Here is a 14,397-nt window from a genome sequence, read left to right on the forward strand (position 1 = left end):
AAGTAGGGCGAGGCTCAGCCAAAGCTAAGCTTGCTCCTGCACAGCCAGTGGCTCGAGCAGCCAGGTCATTGCAGCTTCCACACTCTCAAAATCCATCAGTACCATATCTCCCAGGTTATTTGACCGTTTGATGATCTGTTCTACTGCCATCCTGTTAAAAAGGTCCTCGGACACGATTGAGGCATTACGATGCAGCGTGCCGGCTACGAGCTTTGGCATGACAGACTCCACGAACCAATCCTGGTCGGCTTGTCGGATTGCCCTTAATTTACGATTATCACCAAGCCAACGCAAGAGTCTTTGCTCTTCCATCAGCTTCAGACACGTCCCTACTGCTTCTCTAAACTCCTCGCTACTCAGAAAACCATTCCAAACAGCCATACCTAGCTGCTGCTCCGGATTATAAGAGATCGTTACGACGTGGTTCTGAAAGTAGGGAATCATCATAAGGCTACTCCTTCAAATAGATCTTGTTTACAAATATAGTTAGTAACTGTATACGCGCAACACTAAAAATTGCACTTTTACTTTAAATCAAAATTTATTTTAAAAGCGCCAGTCTAGTGAAATACATCGCCTCAGGGATACACTTAACAATGAACCCCCATCTAAATGTTTATATAAAAGTGCTGGGCTCCCATCTTGCAACAGGAGCCCAGCTACTCATTATCCATTATAAAGCTATAATTAAGGCTGCATATTCTGTCCATTGTCCGTTCTGGTAGCTACCATCACAACCACACGTCGGTTCTTCTGGCGCCCTTCTGCGGTTTCATTTGTTGCAATAGGTCTCGCCTGACCAGCTGCCTCTATTGTCATACGGGAGGCATCGATGTTTGCATTCTTTTCAAACCAGTTTTTTACCGTATTAGCACGGTCTGCGGCTAGTTTCTCATTGTAACTCGCACTGGCAGTTGAGTCGGTGTGACCCACTATTCGGATAGGGCCGCGCTCACTTAGTTCATTTATAGACGCTGCAATACTGTGCAATTTGTCTTCTGCGCCGCTACGAAGGTTAGCCTTGTCAAGATCAAAAAGCACTTTTTCATCCATCGAGTAAATCGTATAGCCAGGGTTGCTTCGCACCTCCACGTCACGGTCCTGCACATTGCGGTCTGTCACAACAGGGGCGTTATAATCAACACCTGACCAGAAACTTTCATTTACACTGATGATCTCAGCACCATCAGCCTCTACGATACCCTGTAGGTCGCCATACATCACGGCTGTATCAGCTGACGCTAATTCCTGCACATCTTCGGCATTTTCAACTCTTTTATCTGTCTCACTGCAAGCCATGAAAGTGCCTACAGACATAAAACAAGCGAATGTTATTACTTTTCTCATATCTTATTTTGTATTTAGTCCTACTAAACCTACGGGCATATGCACGATTCGTTCAAAGATGGGCCATATTACAAGATGTAAGCTGGCTATAAACAGAAAGGACCAGCCCGTGGGCTGGTCCTTTCTGTTTAGTTAGGATTGAGGTTTTATTAGCGCTTCACGATACGGAAAACCTCTTTCTGTCCTCCATTGATTACTGTAACAAAGTACACCCCATTTTGCAGACTCTGTACTGGTAGTACCACTTGGCGTTCTGTTGGATTCTGAACGGCCATAAGCTGCTTCCCTGCCATATCAGCCACTGCGATAGTTACCTGCTCGTCAGATGGCGCTATTCTTACTGTAACTTCTTGCGAGGCCAGCGTTGGGTATACCGAGGAAGCGATAACAGGTACACTGTTCACAGCAACAACTTTAGAGTATTCGAAGGCGCCGTCAAAGTCAACCTGCTTTAAGCGATAGTAATTGGTGCCAGCAATTGCTCTTGTGTCAAGGAAGCTGTAGTGCTGTGTAAGTGAAGTAGTGCCTACTTTGCTTTCAACGAAACCTATCTTTCTGAAATTCTTGCCATCAGCTGATATTTCTACCTCAAAACCTTTGTTGTCCTGCTCTGAAGCGGTTTTCCAGTTAAGCTGCACACCATCTTTCGTAGACTGAGCTTTGAAAGAAACCAGCTCTACAGGGAGGGGAGTGATATCACCAGCAACTCTTCCACTTATGTTATATATTCCTATACCTTGCGTCCCTTGGCTCGAACGTGTCTGATCAACATTATAATAAGCAATGTTAATCTGCTTCACCGGAGATGGGAATGTAATGACAACGTTGCCCTGATCAGAGCTTCCTATAATATCCTCAACGGAATTTCCTGTGATCGTCCCAGTAGCTGCATCGAAGCTTATCGTGGATCCTCTCAAAACATTCTCATTCTTGAGGACTACCTTTTCGCCTAAACTGTTCACTGCAGTTATAATAACCTGGTCTTGGAACTGGCCTCTATGCTGATCCACATCAAAGAGCGTCAATTTAAGATCTGCCATATTATCATCGAAGACAATACTAACATTACTGCCTTGAGTAGCTGTAGCGCCAGTTTGAACTAATGTTAAGCTCTTGTTGGGAGTCAAAAATCTTTCATTACGCACAGACCGGGTATCTAGCAATGTGGATCCACTAACTGAGCTAATCCAGCGCATTGGCACATAATCTAAAGTGTAAGGGTTCGGCGAATTAGGGTTGGATACGATAAATGGATCTTCATTGTAAGCACGTGTAGCCCAGCTAAACACATCATTCTCGCTTGTCTTTTCGGCAGTAATGATGATATCGTCGATTCCATAATAGCCCCCTTGATGAGTTTCAACATTAACAGACCATCTTAAACTAATTGTGGTGGCGTTGGCAGGAAGTGTAGGTAGCACGATAGGATTTCCATTATTAACCGGGCGCCATACGCCATCATCCTGTAGGTTTTCTATTGCTATAGGTACACTAATATAATCTCCGTTATTGATTTTGTACTCTAACTTCACTGGGAAAGAATTCCTCCTGTTGTTATGATAACCAACCCTAACACCATTCCATTTCAACTGGATCTTACTATATTCCTTTACTGAAATGCTGGTGAGTTCTAATGAATTTGCCGTGTTAGTTGCTCTTAAATAAAAACCTCCTGAAACCTGATTGTTTGGAGTTACGGCATGTTGATTATTTCTGGACCAAGTTCCAAATACAGTAGTATAACCCACAGGTAATGCATTTGCAGCTAAACCCACTGTATTGATGCTAAAGTCTTCTTTGTAAATTGTAACCTGTGCTTGAGCAGATGATACTAGCACGAAAAGAGAAATCAAAAGAGTATAAATGTGTTTCATGGCTTGCTTTCTTATATCACTATATATGAAAGAAGCGTGCCAGTGCGCTATAAGTCTAATTTATTGAACTAAAGTGCAACACCAAATGGAAACTCTAAATCTTATATGTTCATTAAATATATGCATTACAAGCACTTACGGAAAACTCTAGTGATGGTGAAATTTCACTAATGCACTTATAAAATAAACTTATAATATGAAAAAGCTCAATTATTTTCCATCAATGGGAAAAATTGCACCGATTTGGGACATAAACCCTTTTTTATAAAGCCTCATAATTGTATTAGAATTTGCTAGCTCTAGCATCAATTACATTCGCTTCATTTATAATTTGAAATCATAAAATCCATCGCAAAAGCCATTATGACATGATTGAAGCTATTAAAATCCAATTAACCAGTCAACTTGTCGCTTAATGTCATTGGCATTTGATTTGCATCATTATTCATCGAAACCTTTAGAGGAGAAAGAGATGAAAATAATAAAAGATAAAGCGTTTTTGAGATCTATTGCACACCAAATTGACTTGCTTAATACAGTAGGCGGTGGTGTGAGCGAAACTTATACTGAGGTTGAAAAGAAGAAGAAAAGTGCTGTGATCAATGTATGGGCAGCAGGTGTGAACCCGGAGTCATTCAGAGTTGTACTTCACCAGAATCAGCTTACCATCTTCTCAGTACTGCAAAGCCAAGATGATGCACAGATGGCTATTCCTATGTTTAACCGGATTTTTCTGCTGCCTCCGCAGGTAGACTTAGGACGGATAAAAGCGGTTTATAAAGACGGTGAACTGCGTGTCAAACTGCCTTACCATGACGCCGCATTGGAGCCGCGCCAGATTGATATCATACAGCTATAATTAGATATACTAGCGGCGGGGATGTTCCTGACGCCAGCCCACTACTGCCGTGATACCCCAAACGGCATAAAAGGGGGTAAAGACTGACGCCAGATATGGGTCAAAAGCCACAGAAACAATCAACTGGGTAATAAAAGTCAGCACTACTCCCCAAAAAGCAATTCTATAATACTTGTTCCAATTACTCATAAAGTCCCTTAAATAAAAATACCCGGCGTTAGGGCCGGGTATTCATTAATCTAAACGCCTCCGCGCGCGATATCTTCTTTTCAATTATCAACGGTGGATCGTCTTCCTTCGATATAACTAATGTATAGTTGTTATTATTATCCTGATAATAGATAAGTGTCGTGAGATCTTCATAGCCTATGCTAAAGATCTTACGTGTCTTATCACCATAGTTAAAATAGTGATTGTCTAATTTAACATTCTTCAATAACCTCATATCCCTACATTCATCTGGTATTTTAACGGGTTGATCCGCTATAATTGTTTCATATTATTGCTGATGTGCAAGCATATTCTTCTTATCTTACTATAAATTGCACTAAAAAGGTGAACCTACTCCATACAGCCAGCACCAGTTATGATCTATGTGCTTAGTAATGAAATGCAAACAACATGCCAAGCCCACTATATAATTAACTAAGAATATAGGATAAACATGTATAAAGCATTAATTAAGGTATACGCTTCCTTTCTAAATTGAGCGTGCATTACCACTTATTTGAATCCAATTATTATATTTATAAGAAAAGTAACTGCTTAGATCTGAAGTGTTTCATTGCATGACGCGCTTCAAAACCCTCGGTTCAGCCTTTTCACGGCCAATTAACGGAGAGTACCTGGAGCGGGCGTTACCGTTTATTCTAATAGATAAAACACAGCATGGCTGCACACAAACGCGACAGGCTTTATGGCTTGTTTTTCTTTGTCCTTTTCGAAGTAGTTGTTTTCTTTTCACTACGCTACTTAGTAGCTGACATGGGCATGGATAACCAATACCAGGCCGAGAACACGATAGTCCCTAACTGGGTAAAAGCTGTTACTTTTATACTATTATATATATTATGCGTACTGATAGCCGTTGTATTTGTAAGCAATGTTGTGCCCAGCAAGCACAGAGGCCAGCTAATGAGCTGGGTATACCTGGCGCTGGCAGGCATGCTTGTGATGCTCGCACTTATATTCTAAGCAAAAAGCCTATTTTGAAACTTAGCTGAAATCACCCACATACATGAACAAGACAATTTTTGCACTCATTACCTGCATGCTTCTAAGTTTTGGTCTGCAAGCGCAGGAGTACTCCCAGGAAAACTACCAGCCGCAACGCCAGAAAGGCCGTCACTTTTTACAACTTCGCAACGGACAAGTGGTATACGGCAACAGGGTACAGTATAAATCACCTTTATTTAAGCAGGACTTCTTCCTGGTGGACGACACACTGAAGTATGCCCCTGAGCTGGTGGATGTGTATCAGAATAACGACGGCTACTTTGCAAGAGTGGCTGCCGGCAACCGCTTTGACTCTTTTGCGAAGCGAATTATGGAAGGGCCACGTGTCTCTAAGTTCTTCACTACCACCATCGATTACGCAGCCATGGGATACCACCCGTATGGGTACGGCATGCCCCGCACCAGCCGTCGCCGCATTTACTTCTTCTCCAAAGACAACGGACCGCTTATGACTTTCAACCAGCAAAACCTAGAACAGGCGCTGGCTGATAATCCTTCAAGCATGGTGCTGATCCAGCGTCATAAGCGTGAGAGAACCATCTCGACGGTGATGGGTATAGCGGGCGCAGGCCTGCTAACTTACGGCTTGTTGTCCTCTTCTCAAAGCTCTACTAACCCGAATGCTGTTAATATATCGCCAGCCGTATATGGCGGAGCCGGACTTATAGCTGTGCCACTGGTTATACAGCTTTTCCGAAAAGACAAGCTGACACAAGCGGTAGACGTCTATAATTATCAGGTAAAACAGTAAGACAAGCCATGCCAGATCTGTTGCTTCTCCATGGCGCCCTGGGAGCTGCGAGCATGCTACAGCCTCTGCAGCAAGTGCTTGAGGCAGACTTCGGGGTGCATACCTTGAATTTTCGGGGACACGGCGGTAGTGCTACCCCTCTTGAAGACTTTAGCATCGAGGCATTTGCGGAGGATGTGCTTCATTACCTGGATCAGCAGCAACTGCAGCAGGTTGATATATTTGGCTACAGCATGGGAGGCTATGTAGCGCTATACCTGGCGCTTCGGCACCCACACAGAGTAGGGCGTATTTTTACGCTTGCTACCAAATTCGCCTGGAGCCCGGAAACTGCAGTGAAGGAAGTGAAAATGCTGCAACCGGAGAAGGTACTGGAGAAGGTTCCTGCTTTTGCCGCCATACTGGCTGAGCGCCACCAACCTACCGACTGGCAGGAAGTAATGCGCCGAACAGCCGGTATGATGCAGTGCCTAGGCAACCAGCCATTGCTGACTGAAGAGACGCTGTCGTGCATTGAAGTGCCTGTCCGTGTGAGTGTCGGTGACCGCGACAACATGGTTAGTCTGCAGGAAACGGCATGGGCTTACCAGCAATTGCCTACCGCCAGCCTGCAAGTATTCCCCAACACACCCCATCCGCTGGAGAAGGTCAATGTGAACCGGCTACAGTACGAGATCCGGCAATTCTTTGGAAAAACCTCCGTTTAGGCTTATATTAAGCTGACAATAACTATTGCGAATACTTATGCGATTACAACACATATTCGGCGCCTTTCTGATTGCTTCTTCTATACTGACGAGCGCCTGCACTGCTACGAACCCTACTGTAGGCCAGCGTGGGTATACGGAAGCAGGCAAGGCATCCTATTACAGCAATAAGCTGCATGGACGCAAAATGGCCAACGGTGAGTCTTATAATAAACGAAAGCTAACTGCCGCTCACCGCACCCTTCCCTTCGGCACCAAAGTAAAGGTCACCAATCTGCAGACAAAGAAATCAGTTAAAGTAAGTATTACAGACAGAGGACCTTTCGTGAAGGGGCGTGTCATTGACTTAAGTGAAGCCGCTGCCAAACGTTTGGACTACATCAGTGCAGGTATAGTGCCTGTAGAGGTAAAAGTCGTGAAGCCTGCGCCTATGCGCTAACATAGCATAATTACACGCTAACAGTCTTTCAGCTTACGCTTGCTAAAATCATTTCAAAAGTCTACAAATATTCCTATTAATCATTTGGAATACTGCATTTTATATTATAGTTTTGGGCATGCATAAAAAGTGGAAATCTGTTTCAATGACGGTTGCACTAGCGACAATCCTGTTGCTGGGTGTCACTGCTACACCAAATGCAGCCAACTTGAATAACGGTAATGCCACAGCAGAAACAACTGCAGTTGTAACGCCTGGCCCTACTGGAACTGCCGCTACAAACGATGCGAAGCCTGCAACTCAGAAAAAGCAGAAATCTATTTTGGATGCTGAGGTCCTGGAAAGCCCTTTTTCCTTCTTCAAAGACCTCACTTCTGGTTCAGATGAAGATGACTCTTCTGATGTAGCTGCTAAATCAAGCACGGTGATACTCGCCTTGAAAGCACTTGCTGCTACGCTGCTTTCAACCATTATGTAATTAACTTCCTCACTACCACTTGCAGGCTGATCTACATCAGCCTTTTTTGTTTTTAGCCCGTTTCATACCTATCAATTCCTATCGCAGGAGACCAGAATAGCTGTAAGTAAAACCAACATGCTCATGTTGCGGAACGGTTAACCAAGAGGAGGCAGCCTGTCTTAATAGGTATAGCTCTGCCGGTATACCTTATATAAAATCAGTCAGCAGTGCCAAACCCAGACCGACTAGAGTCGCTAGCAGTTTGTTGCGGTTGAAACGGTGATCAGGGCTCGTCTCAAATAGAATGGTCGTGGAGATATGCAGAAAGTTACCTGCCACTAAGCCTGTCAGCGCTGTAAAGACCAGCTCACCACCGATATTATCTTTTATTATGTAATTGCTCACCAGTATCCCCAGTGGTGCTCCAATGGCAAAGATAAGCAACCAAATGAAGGCTTTGCGGAAAGAGCCGATGCGTGACATAAGCACCGACATAAGCGCAAATGCAGCCGGCACGTGGTGTATGGCTATACCTAACAGTACTGCATAAAAGTTTTCACCTGCATGGTGATGGCCCATGTGCCGCTCACTGCCTTCTACCAAAATGCTACCTTCCAGAAATGAGTGAATGAACAGGGATCCAAGCAGCAGAAAAGGCATTGAGTCTGTATGACTGTGCCCATGGTGGTTGGTATGCATGTGGCCGTGCTCCACACCATGCGAGAACAGCTCCAGCACCAGCTGCAAAAAGAAGCCGGCCAGCACCCAGTACCCAACGCGATGCGGGTTTGGATTGCCAATAAGCACATCCGGCAGCAGGTGTACGATCGTGATGGTAAAGAGGTAAGCACCGCTGAACGCCAATGCCATTTTTAACCAGCGGCTGTTATCCGGCGGAAATACCTTAACCAGGAAGCTTGAAAGCACCACCGTGAAGAAGAGCACAAGTATAGCTATGATCATACCGCGTTACTTTTTTAGCACGAAAATGATTCGCTCACTTTTATCCGGATCAAAGGGCTGGAGCCTGTAGTCACCGAACACTTCGACGAGGCGCAACTGAGCAATACGAAAGTACTCCATAAAGTTTTCTTGTCGTAATGCCCTTACACGTTCCTCAAAGTGGTAGTCCTGTCCTTTGTCCTGAAAGCGGATGGTTTTGACGATAAAATCATGCTCCACTTTGCGGCTTATATTAAACTGAATTCCCTGCACCTCTTTTTCTTCATGTGATACAAGACGTTCAATAGTGCGATCAGTGTTCATGAAGTCGACAACTAACTTGCCACCGTGTTTCAGGTTTGCAGCCGCTGCCTTCAAGGCCACAACATTCTCGGTTTCACTTTCAAAGTAGCCAAAGCTGGTAAACAGGTTCAGCACAAAATCGAATGCCTCTGGCTTGTATACCTCCCGCATGTCATGCACATCAAAGTGCAGGTGCTCGTTCTCATACTGCCGGGCGTAGGCAATGCTTTTCTCTGACAGGTCTATACCTGTCACATCGTAGCCGAGCTGGTTGAGGTAAAGTGAATGGCGGCCTTTGCCACAGGCAAGGTCCAGTATTCTGTGTTGTGGTTTGGGGTGCAGGTAGGCCAACAGGTTATCCATAAACAGCCGGGCATCGCGATCGTCGCGGTTGCTGTAAAGGATATGATAGTAGGGGGAGTCAAACCAAGTGCTGAACCACTCTTCCTGTTGGGCCATAGGAGCTATGCAATTGCAATAAGGGTGCAAATATACTCTTTTATTTTCGGAACACGGGTATACGCACACCGAGTTGGCGGGTATAGCTAATCATGAAAAAAGTCTGCTGCCACTGTAACGCACAGCAGCAGCAGACCTTTTTTGTATGAGAAAGCGGTCGATTAAAGTTTGTCGGCGCCAGCTTCTGAGTTCGTCACACCCTTTTCACGAACACTATCTTTTGGCTGTATTGTATTACCACCTTGGTCGTGATTAGGCATTAATTCTTCATTTGCGCCGTGATCTTTTAGTGTGTGACCAGTAACCTCTTCGCCACCCATGTCAGATACATTGTAAGTGCTGCGAGTACCTGGCTGCACATAATCAACAGATGCTTTAGCGCTTGGTCTATTGTCTTTTGGCGTGTCGCATGAAATCATTGCCAGGCCACAAACTGCGGAAAATACTGCAAGTACGTTCTTATTCATCTCTATTTTTAATTTATAGGTCTTTATTATAAAGCGCTACTACACAGCGCAGTAGCAAATCTATCATTACGAGGGCAACGTTGCCCGGGATTCCGGAGCGACTACTATGCGATCAGGTTCTTACGACGCAGCATCGACTCCAGCAACTTAATATCATTCGGGTTGTTGAAAATGCGGAAAGGCAGCATCACAAACACCGGAGACTGGAATGTCTTAGCCAGCCAGCCTTTCCAGCCACCTGGCAGTTGGGCTTCTGTAGGAGGCTTCAGCCACAGCAGGTAAGATTCACCTTTACGCTCTGCCGTTCCGATCATATCCCAAGTCAGGGTCATGCCTTCGCGCTCGTTACGCTTTAAGATGATCTGACGCGCATCGATCTCATAGCTCAGCTTCTCGAACAGGGGGTTGCCCTGCTCCATTTGCGTCACGCCCATTACCTGTGCCGAACGAAGCAGCACAAAGATAAGTGTAACCAGAATAGCACCCGCTACCCACCACCATGAGAAACTAAACACAGCCGGCAGCAGGAAAAGCACCAGCGGAATAAGAGCCATCCACCAGTCTTTGCGCCATACCTTGGCCAAAGCTATACCTGTAAAAGTATTTTTCTCCAGTTGGTACTTTTTGGTACGAATGGCATTCGGAGCAGCACTTGACTGCATCCGGTAACGTTGATTTTGTTGCATAAAAAAGTAAAATATAAGCGCCTGCCTTTGCCAGCAGGTATAAGTTCAATTAATAAGCCTTCAGACTCAGGTCCATGCTCTTGATAGAGTGTGTCAGTGCTCCTACCGAGATAAAGTCAACACCACACCTGGCTACTTCACCGATCGTCGCCTCCGTGATGCCACCTGATGCTTCTGTTTCAAAACGTCCGCCAATCAGTGCTACTGCTTCGCGCATCATCTCTGGTGTCATGTTGTCGAGCATGATGCGGTGAATGCCACCTGCCTCGAGCGCTTCCTTCACTTCCTCTAAGTTGCGGGTCTCCACCTCAATGCGTAGGTCCTTGCCTTTCTCTTTCAGATAACGCTGGGTGGCCTCTATGGCTTCGCGTATACCTCCTGCGTAGTCCACGTGATTGTCTTTCAGGATGATCATGTCGAACAAGCCGAAGCGGTGATTAACGCCGCCGCCAATCAGCACGGCCCACTTTTCCATCATCCGGAAGTTCGGCGTCGTCTTGCGGGTGTCCAGCAGTTTAGCCTTGGTGCCAGAGATCAGCGTGTTCAGGTAATGGGTATAGGTCGCGATGCCGCTCATGCGCTGCATGCAGTTCAGCACCAGCCGCTCAGCCGTGAGGATGGACTGCGCCTTGCCTTTTACAGTGAGGGCCACGTCGCCAAACTTCACTTCAGCGCCGTCCTGCAACAGGACTTCTATCTGCAGGTCAGGGTCAACTTGGTTAAAGATATACCTGGCCAGCTCCACGCCAGCCAGTATGCCGTCACCCTTCACCAGCAGTCTTGCTTGGTTCTGGGCATCGTTCGGAATAGAAGCCAGCGACGAATGGTCGCCATCGCCTACATCCTCGGCCAGGGCCCGGGATATAAACTCGGCTATGCTTTGTTCTGTCAGGTATGATGCTTTCACGGTGCAAAAATAAAAAAAGGCCCGGTATATATCCCGAGCCTTGCTAAAAATCTCACTATTATCTGCTTAATCTTTTATGAAATCAATGGAATGTATCAGGAATTTGCCTCCTGCATCTTTTACACGGATCAAAACGGTGTAAGAACCGTTGCGATGCGTATAGGTACCAATCACATAGCGCTTGTCTTTTCTCACAGACTCGCTTGGAGTCGGGAAGTTGTAGGCAAAGCCTGTAGGAGGGTTTTTGCTGAAGAAGTTCTTCATCACAAATTCCGCCTGCGTCTTGCTGTAATCCGTCGCTTTCTCGTCAGCAAATGACAGACTTACCTTGCTGTCAAAATGCCTGGATAAGTCTTTAGCCGATCCTGCCCGCAAGGCAGCCTCCACGCCGTCAAATACATCCTTCTGGGCAACGGCCTGTCCGGTAGCAAACAATGACGTGACAAAAGCTAAGAAAAGTACTACAGCAATGTTTTTAAAGTTTTTCATAAGGTGTGTAAGTAATCTCGTCCTCGTATCAGCGAAAACTATGCCAACAAAGGTCGTAAGCAAGACCCTAAAATTAATAGGAATAATCAATATATACCGATGTAACGGGATAATTATACCTGCCGTTACGTATCTATATGCTGGGCTGTTTCTATCCACGCAGTCAATAGCTACAGCGCTGGATTAAGCGACCTTAATCGGCTCTTTATTCCTGGCATCAGCTACAATTTAAGCATTTATGCGCAGGCTTCCCATAGCCAAAGCATAAATCGACCATATAAGCCATAAGGCACCACAGATTATCTTATATTTGCACTATGGATAAAAAGGTAATGCTCATGATTCTGGATGGTTGGGGAATCGCCACCAACCCAGAGGTTTCAGCTATTCATAAGGCGCACACGCCCTTTTACGATCACATCATTCAAACTTACCAGCATACCACGCTGCAAGCTTCAGGCGAGGCAGTAGGGCTACCGGAGGGACAAATGGGCAACTCTGAGGTTGGCCATATGAACCTGGGCGCTGGCCGGGTGGTATACCAGGACCTGGTGCGCATCAACAAATCTGTTGCGGAGCATAAACTCGGCGCTATGCCGGCCCTGGCGGGTGCGTATACCTTTGCCAAAGAAAACAAGAAAGACGTGCACCTGATCGGTCTGCTATCCGACGGCGGTGTTCACTCTCATATAGAGCACCTTAAGGCACTCTGCACCACTGCTTTCGACTACGGTCTGGACAAGGTATACATCCACGCTTTTATGGATGGCCGTGACACAGACCCCAAGGGAGGCGTGAAGTATATCAACGAACTGGAGCAGCACCTCGAGAACACAACAGGCACTATCGCCTCCGTGATCGGGCGCTATTACGCTATGGACCGCGACAACCGCTGGGAACGTGTGAAACTGGCTTACGACCTTATGGTGCATGGAAAGGGCTCTCCATCACAGAACCTGATCAAGTCGGTGCTGGACTCTTACAATGCAGGCGTTACCGACGAGTTTATTCAGCCTATTATCAAGGTAAATAACGAGCAGCAGCCAATCGCCACCATCAAGGACGGTGATGTAGTGATCTGCTTTAATTTCCGCACGGACCGTGGACGGGAGATCACGCAGGCACTGACGCAGCAGGACTTCCCGGAGCAGAACATGCACAAGCTCAATCTGCAGTACATCACCATGACCAACTATGATGAGACCTTCGTAGGCGTGGATGCTATTTTCGAGAAAGACAACCTGAACAATACCCTCGGCGAAGTGGTGGCCAAAGCTGGCCGCAAGCAGATTCGCATTGCTGAGACAGAAAAATACCCGCACGTTACCTTCTTCTTCTCAGGTGGCCGCGAGCTACCATTTGACGGCGAAAAGCGTCTGCTGTGCCCATCACCAAAGGTGGCCACTTATGACCTCCAGCCTGAGATGAGCGCCTATGAGATCCGAGATGCGATTGTACCGGAGCTTCAGCAGAAAACAGCCGACTTCATTTGTCTTAACTTTGCCAACCCGGACATGGTAGGCCATACCGGTGTGTTTGAGGCCGCTGTGAAAGCCTGCGAAGCGGTAGACCGCTGCGCCGAGGCCGTCATCAATGCAGCTTTAGAAAGCAATTATGACGTCATTGTGATAGCAGACCATGGCAATGCTGACTTCATGATCAATCCGGACGGTACGCCAAACACGGCCCACACCACCAACCTGGTACCTTGCGTACTGGTGAGCAATGACTACAAAGGCACTCTAAAACCAGGTAAACTGGGCGACATGGCCCCAACCATACTGGACCTGATGGGGATAGAGCAACCTCTGGAAATGACAGGCGAATCACTTCTTCAGAAAGCACTTTAAGTTGAGCAGACTTCGCATCATTGGACTATTTGCCCTGCTGTGGGGCGTCACAGCTTGTGAGCGGCCCTCCCAGCCGCTTGCAGAAGGCACAGTGCCTGCCTACGACCTGACAGGCTATCTAAACGAGCAGACAGCACGCCTGCAGCAGGAGAAACCACCGGTGCTCAAGTCTGTCGCTACCAAAGGGGAGAAGACCGAAACGACACAAATGAACGAAGTGGACTGGGAGAAAGAGCTAGCCATTTTTCAGGAAGTTGATCTGAGTCGTCCTGCCTTGCGTGATTTTTATAGGGAGGAGCGGCAGACCTTGCCTAATGGCAGCACGGTGAGCATCTTCATAAAAGACGCCGAAGCCGCCGCCCCAGTCGAGCGCCTGGAGCTTACAGTATCGCCTTTCCAGAAGCTGGAGCGATTAGAAGCAGTGGTACTGGAAGAAAATATGCTGTTCTACTCGAAACGCAACATCAGCCTGACCGCCGAGTCTGGTACCGGCAATCTCACAGGATACCGGGTTGAAGGCGTGCAAAAGCTCATTTTAGGAGATTCTCTCCGATATCGTATCGACGCCAACCTATAAGCAGGTATATCCTGGGAGCTTCCTTCTGCCTGATTTCCAATTTA

At 46.4% G+C, this 14,397-nt stretch carries 18 protein-coding genes; 8 read left to right on the forward strand and 10 right to left on the reverse strand.

The features are described 5' to 3' along the window. Positions 1-24 precede the first annotated feature (24 nt). The 3 genes from AC5FX6_RS18765 to AC5FX6_RS18775 all read right to left on the reverse strand — a co-directional run bounded on the left by AC5FX6_RS18765 (position 25) and on the right by AC5FX6_RS18775 (position 3,221). Positions 25-447: a hypothetical protein gene (locus AC5FX6_RS18765; protein WP_493598499.1), complete on the reverse strand. Its 423-nt coding sequence runs from the start codon at positions 445-447 to the stop codon at positions 25-27. 240 nt (positions 448-687) lie between these two features. Continuing rightward, positions 688-1,347 carry an OmpA family protein gene (locus tag AC5FX6_RS18770; protein WP_493598500.1) on the reverse strand — a complete coding sequence of 220 codons (660 nt, stop codon included), beginning with the start codon at positions 1,345-1,347 and terminating at the stop codon, positions 688-690. A 149-nt stretch (positions 1,348-1,496) separates the two neighbouring features. After that, complete coding sequence (locus tag AC5FX6_RS18775) at positions 1,497-3,221, reverse strand: T9SS type A sorting domain-containing protein (RefSeq protein WP_493598501.1); 1,725 nt, start codon at positions 3,219-3,221, stop codon at positions 1,497-1,499. Between the two features lie 499 nt (positions 3,222-3,720). Here AC5FX6_RS18775 and AC5FX6_RS18780 point away from each other — a divergent pair, with 499 nt between their 5' ends. Continuing rightward, on the forward strand, positions 3,721-4,080 hold the full coding sequence (locus tag AC5FX6_RS18780) for an Hsp20/alpha crystallin family protein (protein ID WP_493598502.1): 360 nt from the start codon (positions 3,721-3,723) through the stop codon (positions 4,078-4,080). 9 nt (positions 4,081-4,089) lie between these two features. Here the strand turns inward: AC5FX6_RS18780 and AC5FX6_RS18785 are convergent, their stop codons facing one another. After that, complete coding sequence (locus AC5FX6_RS18785; RefSeq protein ID WP_493598503.1) at positions 4,090-4,269, reverse strand: hypothetical protein; 180 nt, start codon at positions 4,267-4,269, stop codon at positions 4,090-4,092. 699 nt (positions 4,270-4,968) lie between these two features. Between AC5FX6_RS18785 and AC5FX6_RS18790 the strand changes: the two genes are divergently transcribed. The 5 genes from AC5FX6_RS18790 (at position 4,969) to AC5FX6_RS18810 (ending at position 7,691) form a co-directional block, all read left to right on the forward strand. Next, the gene (locus AC5FX6_RS18790; RefSeq protein ID WP_493598504.1) at positions 4,969-5,274 is read left to right on the forward strand and encodes a hypothetical protein; all 306 of its coding nucleotides are present in this window, start codon (positions 4,969-4,971) and stop codon (positions 5,272-5,274) included. 43 nt (positions 5,275-5,317) lie between these two features. After that, positions 5,318-6,067: a hypothetical protein gene (locus AC5FX6_RS18795; RefSeq protein ID WP_493598505.1), complete on the forward strand. Its 750-nt coding sequence runs from the start codon at positions 5,318-5,320 to the stop codon at positions 6,065-6,067. 8 nt (positions 6,068-6,075) lie between these two features. Beyond that, a complete protein-coding gene (locus tag AC5FX6_RS18800; protein WP_493598506.1) occupies positions 6,076-6,774 on the forward strand; it encodes an alpha/beta fold hydrolase in 699 nt (232 codons plus the stop codon). A gap of 37 nt (positions 6,775-6,811) precedes the next feature. Next, positions 6,812-7,213, forward strand: a complete 402-nt coding sequence (locus AC5FX6_RS18805; protein ID WP_493598507.1) for a septal ring lytic transglycosylase RlpA family protein — start codon at positions 6,812-6,814, stop codon at positions 7,211-7,213. Positions 7,214-7,331: 118 nt separating this feature from the next. Continuing rightward, entirely contained in the window at positions 7,332-7,691 is a 360-nt protein-coding gene (locus AC5FX6_RS18810; protein ID WP_493598508.1) for a hypothetical protein, read from the forward strand. Positions 7,692-7,880: 189 nt separating this feature from the next. Here the strand turns inward: AC5FX6_RS18810 and AC5FX6_RS18815 are convergent, their stop codons facing one another. From AC5FX6_RS18815 to AC5FX6_RS18840, 6 genes are all read right to left on the reverse strand, one after another. Beyond that, positions 7,881-8,636, reverse strand: a complete 756-nt coding sequence (locus AC5FX6_RS18815; protein ID WP_493598509.1) for a ZIP family metal transporter — start codon at positions 8,634-8,636, stop codon at positions 7,881-7,883. Between the two features lie 6 nt (positions 8,637-8,642). Then, the gene (locus AC5FX6_RS18820; protein ID WP_493598510.1) at positions 8,643-9,377 is read right to left on the reverse strand and encodes a class I SAM-dependent methyltransferase; all 735 of its coding nucleotides are present in this window, start codon (positions 9,375-9,377) and stop codon (positions 8,643-8,645) included. 161 nt (positions 9,378-9,538) lie between these two features. After that, positions 9,539-9,844 carry a hypothetical protein gene (locus AC5FX6_RS18825; RefSeq protein ID WP_493598511.1) on the reverse strand — a complete coding sequence of 102 codons (306 nt, stop codon included), beginning with the start codon at positions 9,842-9,844 and terminating at the stop codon, positions 9,539-9,541. A gap of 104 nt (positions 9,845-9,948) precedes the next feature. Then, positions 9,949-10,530 (reverse strand): hypothetical protein, encoded by a 582-nt coding sequence (locus tag AC5FX6_RS18830; RefSeq protein WP_493598512.1) that lies wholly within the window; start codon positions 10,528-10,530, stop codon positions 9,949-9,951. A gap of 49 nt (positions 10,531-10,579) precedes the next feature. Then, positions 10,580-11,437, reverse strand: coding sequence for a carboxylating nicotinate-nucleotide diphosphorylase (gene nadC, locus AC5FX6_RS18835; protein ID WP_493598513.1), 858 nt, complete (start codon positions 11,435-11,437; stop codon positions 10,580-10,582). Positions 11,438-11,503: 66 nt separating this feature from the next. After that, positions 11,504-11,926, reverse strand: coding sequence for a DUF4783 domain-containing protein (locus tag AC5FX6_RS18840; protein ID WP_493598514.1), 423 nt, complete (start codon positions 11,924-11,926; stop codon positions 11,504-11,506). 317 nt (positions 11,927-12,243) lie between these two features. On the opposite strand from AC5FX6_RS18840, the gene gpmI reads away from it, so the two are divergent. Together gpmI and AC5FX6_RS18850 are read left to right on the forward strand one after the other, a co-directional pair. Further along, positions 12,244-13,776 (forward strand): 2,3-bisphosphoglycerate-independent phosphoglycerate mutase, encoded by a 1,533-nt coding sequence (gene gpmI, locus AC5FX6_RS18845; RefSeq protein ID WP_493598515.1) that lies wholly within the window; start codon positions 12,244-12,246, stop codon positions 13,774-13,776. A 1-nt stretch (position 13,777) separates the two neighbouring features. Next, positions 13,778-14,353: a hypothetical protein gene (locus tag AC5FX6_RS18850; protein WP_493598516.1), complete on the forward strand. Its 576-nt coding sequence runs from the start codon at positions 13,778-13,780 to the stop codon at positions 14,351-14,353. Positions 14,354-14,397 lie beyond the last annotated feature (44 nt).

The organism is Pontibacter sp. LHS2, from assembly GCF_058932845.1.